Annotated in this window: 15 protein-coding genes and 1 pseudogene; 6 read left to right on the top strand and 10 right to left on the bottom strand. The window is 70.4% G+C overall.

Going from position 1 to position 13,605, the window contains the following annotated elements; genetic code table 11:
• Positions 1-11 precede the first annotated feature (11 nt).
• Positions 12-2,240, bottom strand: coding sequence for an acetate--CoA ligase family protein (locus tag AB0915_RS12010; protein ID WP_366690965.1), 2,229 nt, complete (start codon positions 2,238-2,240; stop codon positions 12-14).
• A gap of 405 nt (positions 2,241-2,645) precedes the next feature.
• Between AB0915_RS12010 and AB0915_RS12005 the strand changes: the two genes are divergently transcribed.
• The gene (locus tag AB0915_RS12005; RefSeq protein WP_366690964.1) at positions 2,646-2,792 is read left to right on the top strand and encodes a hypothetical protein; all 147 of its coding nucleotides are present in this window, start codon (positions 2,646-2,648) and stop codon (positions 2,790-2,792) included.
• Between the two features lie 59 nt (positions 2,793-2,851).
• Here AB0915_RS12005 and AB0915_RS12000 read toward each other — a convergent pair whose 3' ends face one another.
• Positions 2,852-3,310 carry a carboxymuconolactone decarboxylase family protein gene (locus tag AB0915_RS12000; protein WP_366690980.1) on the bottom strand — a complete coding sequence of 153 codons (459 nt, stop codon included), beginning with the start codon at positions 3,308-3,310 and terminating at the stop codon, positions 2,852-2,854.
• 171 nt (positions 3,311-3,481) lie between these two features.
• Positions 3,482-3,646 (bottom strand): annotated as a pseudogene (locus AB0915_RS11995) (FAD-dependent monooxygenase); the annotation flags it as partial.
• A gap of 172 nt (positions 3,647-3,818) precedes the next feature.
• Between AB0915_RS11995 and AB0915_RS11990 the strand changes: the two are divergent.
• Together AB0915_RS11990 and AB0915_RS11985 are read left to right on the top strand one after the other, a co-directional pair.
• Positions 3,819-4,271: a DoxX family membrane protein gene (locus AB0915_RS11990; protein WP_366690963.1), complete on the top strand. Its 453-nt coding sequence runs from the start codon at positions 3,819-3,821 to the stop codon at positions 4,269-4,271.
• The gene (locus AB0915_RS11985) at positions 4,268-4,690 is read left to right on the top strand and encodes a Zn-ribbon domain-containing OB-fold protein (RefSeq protein ID WP_366690962.1); all 423 of its coding nucleotides are present in this window, start codon (positions 4,268-4,270) and stop codon (positions 4,688-4,690) included. Before AB0915_RS11990 ends, AB0915_RS11985 begins: the two co-directional genes overlap by 4 nt.
• A 10-nt stretch (positions 4,691-4,700) precedes the next feature.
• On the opposite strand, the gene AB0915_RS11980 is transcribed toward AB0915_RS11985, so the two are convergent.
• The 6 genes from AB0915_RS11980 to AB0915_RS11955 form a co-directional block, all read right to left on the bottom strand.
• Entirely contained in the window at positions 4,701-5,291 is a 591-nt protein-coding gene (locus AB0915_RS11980; RefSeq protein ID WP_366690961.1) for a DUF1707 domain-containing protein, read from the bottom strand.
• Between the two features lie 22 nt (positions 5,292-5,313).
• On the bottom strand, positions 5,314-5,721 hold the full coding sequence (locus AB0915_RS11975; protein ID WP_366690960.1) for a hypothetical protein: 408 nt from the start codon (positions 5,719-5,721) through the stop codon (positions 5,314-5,316).
• 462 nt (positions 5,722-6,183) lie between these two features.
• A complete protein-coding gene (locus AB0915_RS11970; protein WP_366690959.1) occupies positions 6,184-6,768 on the bottom strand; it encodes a hypothetical protein in 585 nt (194 codons plus the stop codon).
• Between the two features lie 10 nt (positions 6,769-6,778).
• Positions 6,779-7,690 carry a zinc metalloprotease HtpX gene (htpX, locus tag AB0915_RS11965; RefSeq protein ID WP_366690958.1) on the bottom strand — a complete coding sequence of 304 codons (912 nt, stop codon included), beginning with the start codon at positions 7,688-7,690 and terminating at the stop codon, positions 6,779-6,781.
• Between the two features lie 65 nt (positions 7,691-7,755).
• Positions 7,756-8,433: a pyridoxal 5'-phosphate synthase gene (locus tag AB0915_RS11960; RefSeq protein WP_366690957.1), complete on the bottom strand. Its 678-nt coding sequence runs from the start codon at positions 8,431-8,433 to the stop codon at positions 7,756-7,758.
• 68 nt (positions 8,434-8,501) lie between these two features.
• A complete protein-coding gene (locus AB0915_RS11955) occupies positions 8,502-9,683 on the bottom strand; it encodes an acetyl-CoA acetyltransferase (protein ID WP_366690956.1) in 1,182 nt (393 codons plus the stop codon).
• 162 nt (positions 9,684-9,845) lie between these two features.
• Between AB0915_RS11955 and AB0915_RS11950 the strand changes: the two genes are divergently transcribed.
• Together AB0915_RS11950 and AB0915_RS11945 are read left to right on the top strand one after the other, a co-directional pair.
• Positions 9,846-11,054: an acyl-CoA dehydrogenase family protein gene (locus AB0915_RS11950; RefSeq protein WP_366690955.1), complete on the top strand. Its 1,209-nt coding sequence runs from the start codon at positions 9,846-9,848 to the stop codon at positions 11,052-11,054.
• Entirely contained in the window at positions 11,054-11,554 is a 501-nt protein-coding gene (locus AB0915_RS11945; RefSeq protein ID WP_366690954.1) for a nitroreductase family deazaflavin-dependent oxidoreductase, read from the top strand. The genes AB0915_RS11950 and AB0915_RS11945 overlap by 1 nt, the downstream gene beginning before the upstream one ends.
• Positions 11,555-11,702: 148 nt before the next feature.
• On the opposite strand, the gene AB0915_RS11940 is transcribed toward AB0915_RS11945, so the two are convergent.
• A complete protein-coding gene (locus AB0915_RS11940; RefSeq protein ID WP_366133589.1) occupies positions 11,703-12,350 on the bottom strand; it encodes a TetR family transcriptional regulator in 648 nt (215 codons plus the stop codon).
• A 299-nt stretch (positions 12,351-12,649) separates the two neighbouring features.
• Between AB0915_RS11940 and AB0915_RS11935 the strand changes: the two genes are divergently transcribed.
• Positions 12,650-13,585, top strand: a complete 936-nt coding sequence (locus AB0915_RS11935) for a VOC family protein (RefSeq protein ID WP_366690953.1) — start codon at positions 12,650-12,652, stop codon at positions 13,583-13,585.
• Positions 13,586-13,605 lie beyond the last annotated feature (20 nt).

Raw genomic sequence — 13,605 nt, 5'->3', positions numbered from 1 at the left:
GGTGTGACCGGTCAGCGGCACACGGCCAGCGCGTCCAGCGCCACCGCTCCCTGTCCCCGCCCCAGCACCATCAGCGGGTTGATGTCCAGCTCGGAGATGTCGTCGCCCAGCTCCAGCGCCATCCGCTGTACCCGCAGTACGACCTCGATGAGCGCGTCGACGTCCACCGGCGGTCCGCCGCGTACGCCTTCCAACAGTGCCCGGCCGCGCAGTTCGCCGAGCATCGACCGCGCCTGGTCCTCGCCGAACGGCGGCACCCGCACCGCGGCGTCGTGCAGCACCTCCACGAGCACGCCGCCGAGCCCGACCGTGACCGTCGGTCCGAACAGGGCGTCGTGCGTGACGCCGACCATCATTTCGACGCCCCGCTCGATCATCTGGCAGACCAGGACGCCGTCCAGCTCGACACCTTCGTAGCGGGCGATGTCGGTCAGTTCGCGGTACGCGTCGCGGACCTGGCTCGCGGAGGTGAGCCCGACCTTGACCAGGCCCAGCTCGGTCTTGTGGGCGAGCCGGGCGCCCGACGCCTTCATGACGACCGGGTAGCCGACCAGCCCCGCCGCCCGGACGGACGCCGCGGCGCTCGTCACCAGATGCTCCCGCGGCACGCGGATTCCGTACGCCCGCAGCAGCTGCTTCGCCGCGTGCTCGCTCAGCTGGTGGCCCGGGCGCATCAGGGCCTGCGCCTTGCGGAACGAGGGCGACGGCGTGCGCGGCGCCTCGTCGAAGGGCGAGCGGTACGAGGCGGCGAAGCGGTGGTGGTCCAGATAGGCCTTCACGGCGGTGATGCAGTTGCCGAAGGTGCGGAAGGTGGCGACGCGCGACGAGCCGAGCAGCGTTGTGCGGTACGCGTCCTCCGTGCCGACCGGCGAGCCCCACACCACGCACACCAGCTTGTCCGTGGTCTCCGCCACGTCCACCAGGTCCTGCGCGAGTTTGTCGCTCATCGGGGGGAACGGGCCGGTGATCGGACAGATCAACACCCCGACGTCCGGGTCGGCGAGAATCGCGTCGATGATCTTCCGGCCGCGCCAGTCGCCGACCGGATGGCCGCCGTTGTCGACCGGGTTCGCCACGTTCAGGTAGTCGGGAATCCACTCGTGCAGCTCGCGCTGCTTCTCCTCGGACAGGGTGGGGAGCCTCAGCCCCGCCCCGGTCGCCAGGTCCGAGAAGTGCGCGCCCGTGCCGCCCGAGATCGAATACACGACGACCCCGTCGGCCTGCGGCTTCCGTGCCCGGGCCAGCAGGGCGGCGGTGTCCTGGAGTTCGTCGAGTCCGTCCACCCGGATCACGCCGAACTGCCTCATCGCCGCGTCCACCACCTGGTCGGCTCCGGTCAGCTTGCCGGTGTGTGACGCGGCCATCCTGGCCCCCGTCTCCGTACGCCCCACCTTGACCGCCACGACCGGCACCCCGGCCCGCGCCGCCCGGTCGGCGGCGAGCAGAAAGGAGCGGCCGTCCTTGAGGCCCTCGACGTAACAGGCGATGGCTCCGACCTCGGGACGCTGGGAGAAGTACGAGATGAAGTCGGCGGTCTCCAGATCGGCCTCGTTGCCCGTGGGCGCCCAGTGCGAGAGCCGCACGCCCAGCTCCTGAAGGGTGTAGACGGGGCGCCCCTGGTGACCGGACTGGGTGATCAGAGCGATCGCCGGCCCGTCCAGGTCCTCCCGGAACCTCTCGAAGGCGTTGAGGTTGGTGTTCGGCCCGAGCAGCCGCAGCCCCGACCGCTCCACAGCGGCCGCCAGCCGCGCCTGGGCGGCGGCGCCCTCCTCGCCGGTCTCGGCGAACCCGGAGGCGAAGGCGACCGCGAACTTCACCTTGGCCTGGCCGAGTTCCTCGATCACCGGAAGCGGGTCGCCGACCAGCAGCACCGCCAGATCGACCTGCTCCGGCAGGTCCGCGACGGAAGGAGAACAGGCCCGCCCGAACACGGACTCCCGACTGGGATGCACGGGATACAGCCGCGCCCCGACCCGCTCGGCCCAGGCGACGAGCTGCCGGGTGATGCCGGTATTCGGTCGGTCCTCGGCGTCGGACGCCCCGATGACGGCCACGGACTCGGGCCGGAAGAACCGGTCCAGATCCGGCACGGGAGCGTGCAGCGGGCGGCCGCTGACATCGAGATCGCCTTCCCCTGCGGCGACCGCCATGCTATGGACGGCGGCGTGCGGCTCTTCGCCGCAGCCCACCACCCGGGCGCGGAAGTGTGTGGTGAGGGTGCCGTGAGTCGATCCAAGCATCGTTCCGCCCACTCCTGCCAGAAGTCCGTCGGGGTGCCTGTACCCGGCCAGCGATAAGCTGACACTCTGTCAGGTTACTGAACTGACACTCCGTCAGGAATGGGTGTGCAGGCAAAGGCCGGCCGGGCCTGCCGGGCCGGCGATCTCCGGCTCCGGCCGAACCCGCCGGCCGCCCGGGGCGACGGGTCTCTGCGGCGTCCCTGGAGAGCCGGGCGTGGTCGTAGAAGTCGATCACCGTACGGGGGGCCGCCTGCGGCCCCGGTACGGACGACATCCGGGAATCTTCCGCCTTGGCCGTGACGCAGTCGCTGCCCGAGCTCGGCGCCCGTGCCACCGTCACGGATCCGAGGGCGCTCGACAACGCCCGGAAAGGCCTGTCCCGAACTCGCCTGCGCCGACGATCCGGTGGCCGCTGTGGAGGGCGCCGATCTGCTGCTGTATCTGACCGAGTGGCCGCAGTTCGCCGACCTCGATCCCGCACGGATCGCACGGCCCGTCCTCATCGACGGCCGAGGGTCGGCGCCGCAGAAGTACTTCTGCTTCACCAAGTAGGGTCAGGGGGAAAGCGAGGAGGGCCTCCGCGGCTGCGGAGGCCCTCCTCTGCGCGCCGACTACCAGGTCGGCTCGCCCGCCGGCTGCCTGGTGGTGGCGTTGAGGCGGTTGAAAAGGTTGGTGATGCCGATCATGAGGGTCAGCGCGGCGAGTCCCTGCTCGTCGAAGTGGTCGGCCGCGGCGTCCCAGATGTCGTCCGGCACCGCATCGCCCCGGTCGCTCAGCCGGGTCGCCGCCTCGGTGAGCGCCAGCGCCGCGCGCTCCTCGTCGGAGAAGTACGGCGCCTCGCGCCAGGCCGCCACGGCGAACAGCTTCTCGTCGGCCGTGCCCGCCTTCCTGGCGCTGCGGACCCCGTAGTCGACGCAGAAGCTGCATCCGTTGATCTGGCTCGCCCGCAGGTGGACGAGTTCCAGCATCGAGTCCGGGACGCCACGGTTCCGAGTGGCCTTCAGGAGTTCCTGGATGGCGGGCATGACCTCGGGGATGACGACGGCCGGGTTCTTCATCCGTGCTTCCATGATGCTGCTCCTCCGGATCTTCGGGGCCTGTGGTGACACCCGCTCGTTTTCGTCCTTCACAGCAATGACGGAACGCTTCGCGCGGATGTGACGGGCCCCGCGAGTTCCTTTTCCGGACCGGAGAGCGCGTCCTCGGCGGTGTCCGTGACGACGAGGCGGCCAAGCGCCGACGCTCTCGGACTTCTCCAGCGCGACGGACCGCACCCCTTGCGCGCGCAGGGCGGCCGCGGCGGCGAGACCGCCCGGGCCGCCGCCGATGACATAGACGGGCCGGTGTTCCGTGATGTCGGTGGGTACGGAGCGGGGGCTACCGGCGGTAGAGGTGCTGTCGGGCATGGCTCGGAACGTAATCGCGCGTTCGCTTGATGGGTCCCGGTCAAGGCCGGAATCGATTGCGAATTGATCACGGGCGTGTGCCTTCGGTCTGCGTTCTGCGCGCCTCTTGCGCGGCCGTGCCGGATCGAGTGAACTGACGTACCGTCAGATTCTTTGAGTGGGAGGGATCCTGATGCGGACGATCTGGCTCGGCGGAGCCGAGTGGCTCGCCGTCCTTCGAATAGGGCTCGGACTGTGGTGGCTTGAGAGCTGGCGGCACAAGGACAAGAAGGGCTGGTTCGAACGCGGTACGGGCATCGCCTGGGCGGCGGACGTCGCGGGCAAGCACAAGTGGCCGGCGGTCAGGAGCGGCTTCGAAAAGGTCGTCGCGCCCCGCCCCAAGGCAATGGCCTACCTCGTCGTGTACGCGGAACTCGCCCTCGGTCTCGGGCTGATCGTCGGCTTCCTGACCCCGGTCGCGCTCGTCGGCGGGCTGCTCCTCAATCTCCTCTATCTGGTGCTGATGATCCACGACTGGGCCGAGCAGGGGCAGAACGCGATGATGGTGCTGATCTCGCTGGTCGCCCTCTTCGCCATGTCCTGGCAGGTCTGGTCCCTCGACCACGCGATCGGACTTTTCGGATGACCGCCGCCACCCCCCGCTTCGACCTGCCCGAGCCGGACGACTTCACCCGCCCCTACTGGGACGCCGCCGCCGAGGGGTACTTGCTGCTGCGACGGTGCCGTGCCTGCGGCGCCGCCCACCACTATCCGCGCGAGTTCTGCCCCACGTGCTGGAGCGAGGACGTCGACTGGGAGCGGGCGAGCGGCCGCGCCAGGCTCTACACCTGGTCCGTCGTCCACCGCAACGACCTGCCGCCGTTCGGTTCCCGCGTCCCGTACACGGCGGCCGTCGTCGACCTCGCCGAGGGGCCGCGCATGATGACGGAGATCGTCGACTGCGAGGAGTCTGCCCTCGCGATCGGCATGGAGTTGCGCGTCGCTTTCCGGCAGGAGGAGGGGTGCGAGGCGGTCCCGGTCTTCCGGCCGGAAGCCGGTGCCTGACGTGGCAGGCTCAGCGCCGCTTGCTGCGGCGCAGCTTCCATCGCTCCCAGATGTTGGGGTGGCGGACGACCACTCCGCCCATGCCGCCCGAGCCGGTGAGGCGGAGCAGCGGTGCGCCCGGGAGTCTCTCGCCCCGGGTCCGGTCCTTGAAGCCGCCCATGCCGGGACGGACGTCGTCGGTCTCCGCCGCCCACCCCCTGGGTACGACGACGACGACCCCGCCCATCTGGCCGTTGACCTCCAGATCGATCTCGCGCAGTCGGGTCTCGGTCTGCGTGAAGTCGAGCTTGGCGCCGCCCATGCCGCCGTCCACGTCGATGCGCGCAGGCACCTTCCACCGTCCGGTCCGTGCCAGGCCGTGGATGCCGCCCTCGATGACCAGCGGCTCCGTCGCGTTCTGCGGCGCGAGCGCCAGATCGGCGGTGAGGGGTTCCAGCTCGGCGAAGGTCCTGGCGGCGAGCGCCTGACCCAGGCGCGTATCCAGCTCGTCGAGATCGATGCGGCCCTCGGCCGCCGCCTCCTGGAGCTGCTCCACCACCGCTTCGCGGTCGGCGTCGGAGGCACGAAGCCGACTGACGGAATTCGGGCGCTCAGGAGTCATGAACCTGATGATACGGAACGGGTCACCAGTTCTCCCGTACCAATTGCGCAACCACCACCCCGTGCAGCAGCTCGGCGTCCACGAACTGCCCCTCCTCCGGCGCCCCGCACCGCCAGCTCAGCGGATACGTGTTGCCGTGCGCCGCGGGGATCCCCACGTACAGGTCCCGCGCCGACGGGCCGAGACATGTCGCCCCGGGCGGCCAGTCGTACTCCTTGCTCACCCCGGGCGGGATCAGGAAGTACGTCCACCGCCCGCCCGCGACCTCCCGGACCACCGGACCCGGATCGCCGTCCGTGAGCGTGGCGAGGTGGTGCAGGACGGCCTCGCCGCGTACGCCGCGCACCCGGATGGCGTCGAAGTGGACCCCGGTCAGATGGAGTTGCAGCCCCGCGGGGGGTACCCATTCGGGGAGATTCTTGCTCGTCATGGATACGAGGATCCCGCCGACTTCGTAGCGTGACGAGATAGACACGGTACACATTCGGCAATGTGGTGAGAGCGGTGGTGGCTGTGGGGACGAGTGGTGAGCCGTCGCAGGTGCGGAGGCTTGTGGGGGATCTGATCCGGATCCACCGGATACGGGCGGGGCTCACGCAGAGGGACGCGTCGGAGAAGCTGTTGGTCTCGGAGTCCTTAATGGGGGGCATATGGGCGGGCTGAGCGCATCCCCTCGTTGGACTTCCTGCGGGATGCAGATCAAGTCTTCGAGGCGGGGGGAGCGTTGAAGGCGTGCGTGGAGCTGGTCGACGAGGAGAAACACGCGCCGAAGATCCTCAACTGGGTGCGGCTGGAGCGGCTGGCGCGGGTGATCAGCGCGTAAGGCCCCACCTTCGCCGTCACCCCGGCCGCCTGGTCCGCTTTCGTGGCCGGTGCACGCACCGCCTGATTGTCACAGGCCGGGCGCGCCCCAGACCGGGAACCACCGGGAGAGATCCTGCTCGACCCGCAAGTCGTCGCCCAGTGTCGCCCTGACCTGCAGCTCCAGGGCGCTGTCCCGTCTCTCGGCGCCGCCCGGCACCGGGGCGAACGGATAGAACGTGCCGCGTTTGTAGAGGTAGACCAGGGCCAGCGAGCGCCCTTCGGCGTTCCGGAAGCCGATCAGTGAACAGAGCAGTTGCGGGCCGAAACCCCCGTCCTGGAGCAGTGTGTTGACCGCGTGCAGGTCGTTGACCAGGCCGGCCACGTCGTCGGGGGAGTGGCGGGCGAGCAGCCAGGTGTAGCCGTACGAATCGTGGCTGAACTCCACCGGGATCCCGCCCCGGTCCGTGTCCGCGTCGAGCAGTTCCTGTACGTCCTGCTGGATACGGGCGAAGGTGCCGCCCTCCACGCCCGCGAAGCAGACCGAGCCCAGACCGGTGGGGATGAAGCCCGCGCCCGCCTGGAGGGTGAGCGCGGCGGACGGTACGGCGAAGAGCTGGTCGAGGTCGGGGCGGACCGGTTTGCTGCGTCCCAGGATCGTGTCGAGCAGACCCACTGTGGACTCCTTACGGGCGGGCGAGTTCGGCGGAGATGCGGGCCAGCTGGTCGAGGCGCTGTTCGAGGGTCGGGTGGGAGGAGAGCAGCCGGCTGAGGCTCTCCTCGGACGAGAACGCCGGGACGAAGTAGAAGGCGTTGTACGGCTCCGCCTTCCGCAGGTCCTCCGTCGGGATCCGGGCCATCTGCCCGCTGACCTTGGTGAGCGCCGAGGCGAGCGCGGAGGGGCGGCCGGTGAGGAGGGCGGCGGCGCGGTCGGCGGAGAGTTCGCGGTAGCGCGAGAGCAGTCGGGTGAGCAGGAAACTCAGGCAGTACACGACGGCGCTGATCAGCGGGACCAGCAGGATCGCGATGCCGACGGGGTCGCTGCTGCGGCTGCTGCGGGAGAAGCCGCCCCAGAGGGCGACGCGGGTGATCACGCCGGCCATGACGCCGAGGAACGAGGCGATCGTCATGACGGCGACGTCCCGGTGCGCGACGTGTGACATCTCGTGTGCGAGGACGCCCTCCAGCTCCTCGGGTTGCAGTCTGCGCAGGAGCCCGGTGGTGGCGCAGACGAGGGCGGTCTTCTCGCCGCGGCCGGTGGCGAAGGCGTTCGGTACGTCGCTCTGGGCGATGGCGACCCGGGGCTTGGGCATGTCGGCCAGGGCGCAGATCCGGTCGATGGTGCCGTGCAGCTCGGGTGCTTCCTCGGGGGTGACCTCGCGGGCGCCCATGCTGAAGGCGGCGATGCGGTCGCTGAACCAGAACTGCGCGATGAACAGGCCACCCACGAGGATCAGGATGATCGGCCAGGCGCCCCGCAGCACCGCGAGGAGCACGCCCACCAGGACCACGTACAGCAGTCCGATCAGGAACATGGTGGTGACCATGCGCGTGGTCAGACCGTGGTCGGGGGCGTAACGGGAACGGGCTTGTGTCATGGAATGCCTCCAGCAACTCACCTGCTTCCCATAGTGCCCCTTTCTGGTCGAAATAGTTTTCCGGCTCACGGCCAGAGCAGTTCCCGGGTCCAGTCGCCGCCGTCCCGGCGGTAGCGGAGCCGGACGTGCCGTCGCCGCGCATCGCCCTGGAAGAACTCGACCTCGTGCGGCTCGACCACGTACCGCGTCCAGCTCGTCACGTCCGTCTCCGGTTCTGCCAGCGCCCGCTCCCATGCGGCGTCCGAGGCGCGGTTCAGCTCCTCGTACGAGCCGAGCACCTCGCTCTGTCGCCCCACCAGCGCCGAGGCCAGCGCCCCGGTCGAGCGGACGTGCAGATCGGCCCGGCTCTCGGCCGGGGTGCAGGCGGTGACCGGACCTCGTACCCGTACCTGTCGGCCCTGTGCGGGCCAGTAGAAACCGAGCGCCGCATGCGGACGCGCGGCGAGCTGGCGGCCCTTTGCGCTGGTGGCGTGCGTGGCGAAGTGCCAGCCGCGGTCGTCCGCGTCGTGCAGCATCAGCGTCCGAACGTCGGGGTGGCCCTCGGCGTCGACGGTGGCCAGCGTCATGGTGTGCGGCTCGGTCTGCCCGGCGGCCACCGCCTCGGCGAACCAGGCGTGGAAGAGGGGGAGCGGGGTGCGGGGCGCGGCGGCCGGGTCGAAGGCGGGGAGGTCCACGTCCCAGACGCGCTGGGTGTGCAGGAGGTCCCGGAAGGTGCGCTGGGCAGAGGTCGATGCATCCGTCATGCGGCCATTGGACATCAGGCCCCGGAGTGCACCGTTGCCTCACCCCCTCACACTGCCCTCATACCCGCTCACCCCCGCCCCAGCACCACCGTCCCCGACGAGCAGAACCAGCCGCCCGTCCCCGAGGCCACCGCCAGCTCCGGCAGCCGTCCGTCCGCCTTCCGGACCTGACGGTCTCCCGCCTCCCCGCGCAGTTGCCGTACCGCCTCCACCAGCAGGAACAGCCCGCGCATGCCGGGGTGGCAGGCGGAGAGGCCGCCGCCGTCGGTGTTGACCGGGAGCTCGCCGGTCAGGCCTGTGCGGCCCTTCTCGACGAAGGCGCCGCCCTCGCCCTTCGCGCAGAAGCCGAGGTCCTCCAGTGTCACCAGCGTCATATAGGTGAACGCGTCATAGATCTCGGCCAGGTCGATGTCCGCCGGCCGTACCCCGGCCCGTTCGAACGCCCGGCGGCCCGAGACGGCCGCCGGGGAGACCGTGAAGTCGTCCCACTCCGACATCGTGGAGTGCGAGACGTGCTCACCCGTGCCGAGGATCCACACCGGAGCCTTCGCCGTGTCCGGCACGTACTCCTCCGCGGCCAGCAGCACCGCGCACCCGCCGTCGCTGCGGATGCAGCAGTGCAGCTTGGTGAACGGGTCCGCGATCATCGGGCCGGACAGCACGTCGTCCACCGTGATCGGGTCCCGGAACATCGCGTCCGGGTTGGCCGCCGCGTTCGCTCGCGCCTGGACCGCCACCTCGGCGAGCTGCTCCAGCGTCGTCCCGTACGCGTGCATATGGCGGCGGGCGGCCATGGCGTACTTGGCGATCAGCGAGTGCCCGTACGCCACCTCGAACTGGAGCGGGCCGCGCGAACCGAACGACAGGTTCGACGTGCGGCGCCCCGCCCTGATGTCGGCGCGGGCGGTCGATCCGTACACCAGGAGTACGGCGTTCGCGCGGCCTGCCGCGATCGCGTCGGCGGCGTGGGCGGCCATCACCTCCCAGGCCGCACCGCCGACGGCGGTGGAGTCCACCCAGGTGGGTTTCAGTCCCAGATACTCGGCGACCTCGACGGGGGCGAGCGTGCCGAGTCCGGCGGAGGCGAAACCGTCGACGACCGAGCGGTCCAGGCCCGAGTCGGCGAGTGCCCGGCGGGCGGCCTGGGCGTGGAGGGTGTACGGAGTCGGGCCGTCGACGCGTCCGCAGTCCGCGAGGGATATGCCGACGACAGCGACCTTGCGCGGGGGAGAGAAGGGTGAGGAAGGCATGAATCTGACGGTACATCAGATATGGCGCTACAGACCGGTGTGCGGGCGGGCCGGGTCCGGGAGCGGAGGTGTGCGCGAGTCTGGGTTTCTGGCGCCGTCACCCTTAGCATGACGCCCCGTCAGATCAGGGGTCGACGGCCCCTGAGGGGAAGGAGCCCGACCATGGACGCCGCCTTCACCGCGGAGCAGGACGAGATCCGCCGCACCCTGCGCGACCTGCTGGCCAAACGCTGCGGACCCGCCGAGGTCAGGAGCGCCGTACGGACCGCGCACGGATACGACGAGACCCTGTGGCGGCAGCTCGCCCAGGATCTCGGACTGCCCGGCCTCACGCTCGCGGAGGAGTACGGAGGAGCCGGCTGCGGCCCCGCCGAACTCGCCGTCGCCTGCGAGGAGGCCGGCCGCGCCCTGCTGCCGTCCCCGCTGCTCGCCACCGCCGCGCTCGCCGCACCGCTGATCGCCGCCGTCGGCACCGACGCCCAGCGCACCGCCCTGCTGCCGCGCATCGCCGCGGGCGAACTGACCGCGACCCTCGCAGTCCCCGGCGGCTCACCGGCCACCGCCCTCGGTCTCATCGGCGACACCAGCGGCGGCGCCTGGGCGGGCGGCGGCCGGTCCGGCGGCGTACAGGCCACGCCCGGCCCGGACGGGTGGCGGTTGTACGGGGAAGCCGCCCAGGTCCTCGACGGGCACAGCGCCGGACTTCTGCTGGTCGCCGCCCACACGGGTGGCTTCCCGCGCAGCCGGACTCTCCTCTTCCTCGTCCGCTCCGACACGGCGACCGGGCTCGCCCGCACCCGGCAGATCTCGCTCGACGAGACCCGGCCGGTGGCCCGTGTCGAACTCCGTGAGACCACCGCCGAACTGCTCGGCGCGGACGACTCGGTGGATGTGTCGGGGCCGGCCGGAGCACTCGCGGCCGTCGGGCGCACGACCGCCGCCGTACTGGCGGCGGAGGCGGTCGGAGCCGCGGCGAGCGCACTCGACCGGACCATCGAATACGTCAAGGCGCGCGAGCAGTTCGGCCGCGCCATCGGCTCCTTCCAGGCGGTGAAGCACCGGCTCGCCGACAGTTACGTACGGGTGCAGGCGGCCAGGTCCGCGGCGTACTACGCGGCGTGGGACCCGGCGGCCGGAGGGCTCGCGCTCGCTCAGGCGCTGGAAGCGCTGCGGATCACCACCGCCGAGGCCATCCAGCTGCACGGCGGCATCGGCTTCACCTGGGAACACGAGGCGCATCTCTACTTCAAACGGGCCGCCGCCGACGAGCTGCTCTTCGGTCCGGTCCACCGGCTGCGCGACCACGCCGCCGAACAGGCCGGTCTGTTCACGCCCGGCGACCAGAAACCGCGCGAGGAGGTGGCGGTCTGATGGCGCCCGGAGTCCGGCTGATCCAGAAGGTGTCCTCGACCCGTGCCTTCGCCAGGATCGCCCCGTACGTCGTGCCCGCCATGGACCGCACCGTCCACCGGCTCACCCGCGGGAAGGTGCTGCTCAGCGCGCGGATGCTGCCGGGGATGGTCCTGACGGCGCGCGGGGCGAGGAGCGGACAGCCGCGCACCACTCCGCTGGCCTGCATGCCGGAGCGCCGCTCCGAGGGCGGCGGCAGCGACAGCTGGATTCTGATCGGCAGCAACTTCGGCCGTCCGGGTCATCCTGCCTGGACCGCCAATCTGCTGGCCCATCCGGACGACGCCGTCATCAACTGGAAGGGGCGCGACATCGCTGTGCGTGCCCGGCTGCTGGAGGGCGCGGAGAGGGTGGAGGTGTGGCAGGCGGCGCTGGCCTTCTGGCCGCCGTACGCCACGTATCAGGCACGGGTGGAGCGGGAGATCCGGCTCTTCCGGCTGGAGCGGCGCGACACTCCGTGACCCGGAAGCCGCCCGGATACGCCGATGGCGGACCACATCGGGTGGTCCGCCATCGGTGAGACAGGACGTGGGCAGCCCGGGATTGCCGTGCGGAGCCCAGTGCAGGAAGAAGCGAGGCAAGAGGCCGGAGAGAAGGGTGCGCCCGGCGCTATCTCGTCGGTTTCTTGCCGGTGATGCCCAGATGCACCAACAGTGCGAGATTGGGCTTGAGTTCCGCCTGCTTGACGCCCCAGGTCTGGAAACCCTTCTGGTGTGAGGCGACCGCCGCCAGCATCGCGACGAGCGAGCCCGCCATCGCTGCCGGACTGACGTCCTTGTCGACCTTGCCTTTGGCCTGGAGCTCCTTCACCGAATCGGTGAGGGAGTTGGTGACCGAGTTCAGGATCTTCATGCGGATCTTGTAGAACCGCTTGTCGCCCTCGGCCGCCCCCAGGTCGACCACGCGCAGGATCGCGTCATGGCGTCGCCAGAAGTCGAGGAATCCCTCGACGAGCTCTTCGGAGGTCTGCCAGCCCGCCTTGCCGACCCAGGAGCGGCCGGCGACCAATTCGGTCAACGCGGCGCCCTCCTTGGCCATTTCTTCGGCGATCTCGAGGACGGCTCCCTCGACGTCGGGGAAGTACTGGTAGAAGGTTGCGGGTGAAGTCCCGGCCCTGCGGGCGACGTCGATGACTTTGACGTCCCGGTAAGGCGAGGAGCTGAGCATTTCGCTGAGGCAGTCGAGCAGCTTCTGCCGCGTCGCCTGTCCGCGTCGACCGGCCACGCGGCCGTCGACGGTGCGCACTTGTCCTGTCATGCCGTCAGCTTACCGAGGGGTGATCGGAGCGCGATTCGGCCGACTGCAAATGGGGAGTTCCGCAGGTGCGGTGGGGTGGCGTGGGAGAAGTGGCCGGATTTCGGCGGATGCGATCCACAGCCTGAGCGGTGTTATCAACAGCCTGTGGACAACATCGGTGGATAACTTTCCGTGACGCGACGGCCAAGGAACTCCGATATCGAATCTTCGTTCGACGAGAGGCGTTCGCTGCGCGGTACACGCGGCGCGCGGCTACGTTGGGTGTGACGAGCGTCACCTCGATGGAAGGACCCGGGCCCATGGCCGCATTCCCGCGCTCCGCGCCATGCTGGGTGGACGCGCAGCTCCCCGATCTCGAAGCGGGCAAGCGTTTCTACGGCGGGCTCTTCGGGTGGACCTTCCGGGCCGGGGAGGCCGCCGGGGGCGCGTACGCCGAGGCCCTCAGCGACGGCAAGCTCGTCGCCGCACTCGCCGCCAAGCAGGACGGCCGGATGCCGACCGCCTGGGGCGTCTACTTCACCACCGACGACATCGTCGCGACCGTCGCCCTGATCCGGCAGGAGGGCGGCCGGGTCATCACCGAGCCCGTCCGGGTCGGCCGCGCGGGCGTGCTCGCGCAGGCCGCCGACCCGGGCGGTGCGGTCTTCGGGCTCTGGCAGGCCGGTGACCGCAGCGGGTTCGAGAAGCAGAACGAGCCCGGATCCTTCTGCTGGACCGAGGTCCACACCCGGCAGAAGGGCCGCGTCGACGCCTTCTACGAGAAGGTTTTCGGCTTCCTCGGAACCGATCTCGGCGAGTCCGGCACCGATCATGGCGAGCCGGGCACCGGCGACGGGGACACCGGCGACGGGGACACCGGCGACGGGGACACCGGCGACGAGGACACCGGCGACGAGGGCGCCTCCGATTTCGGATCCGCCGAGTCCGGGTCCGGCGGTGCGGGCGCCTCCGAGTCCGGCGTCGACTTCCGCATGTGGTCCCCCGAAGGCACCGAACCCGGCCCGGACACCGCGATCGGCGGACGCAGCGTGATCACCGACGCGTTCCCGGCCGAGATGCCCAGCTATTTCCGCATCTACTTCGCCGTCGCGGACTGCGACGCCGCTGCCGAGGCGGCGGTCGGGCTCGGCGGCCGGGTCTCCGCGCCGCCCTTCGACATCCCGTATGGGCGGATGGCGGTCCTGCACGACGATCAGGGTGCCGAGTTCGCCGTACTTCAGCCCCCGGTGTCCTGAAAGAGGGCAGAGTGACATGT

Origin of the sequence: Streptomyces sp. NPDC048411 (genome assembly GCF_040704695.1) — a bacterium.
Lineage (GTDB): Bacteria > Actinomycetota > Actinomycetes > Streptomycetales > Streptomycetaceae > Streptomyces.
The sequence above is the reverse complement of the archived record's forward strand: the minus strand, read 5'-3'. Positions and strand labels throughout refer to the sequence as shown.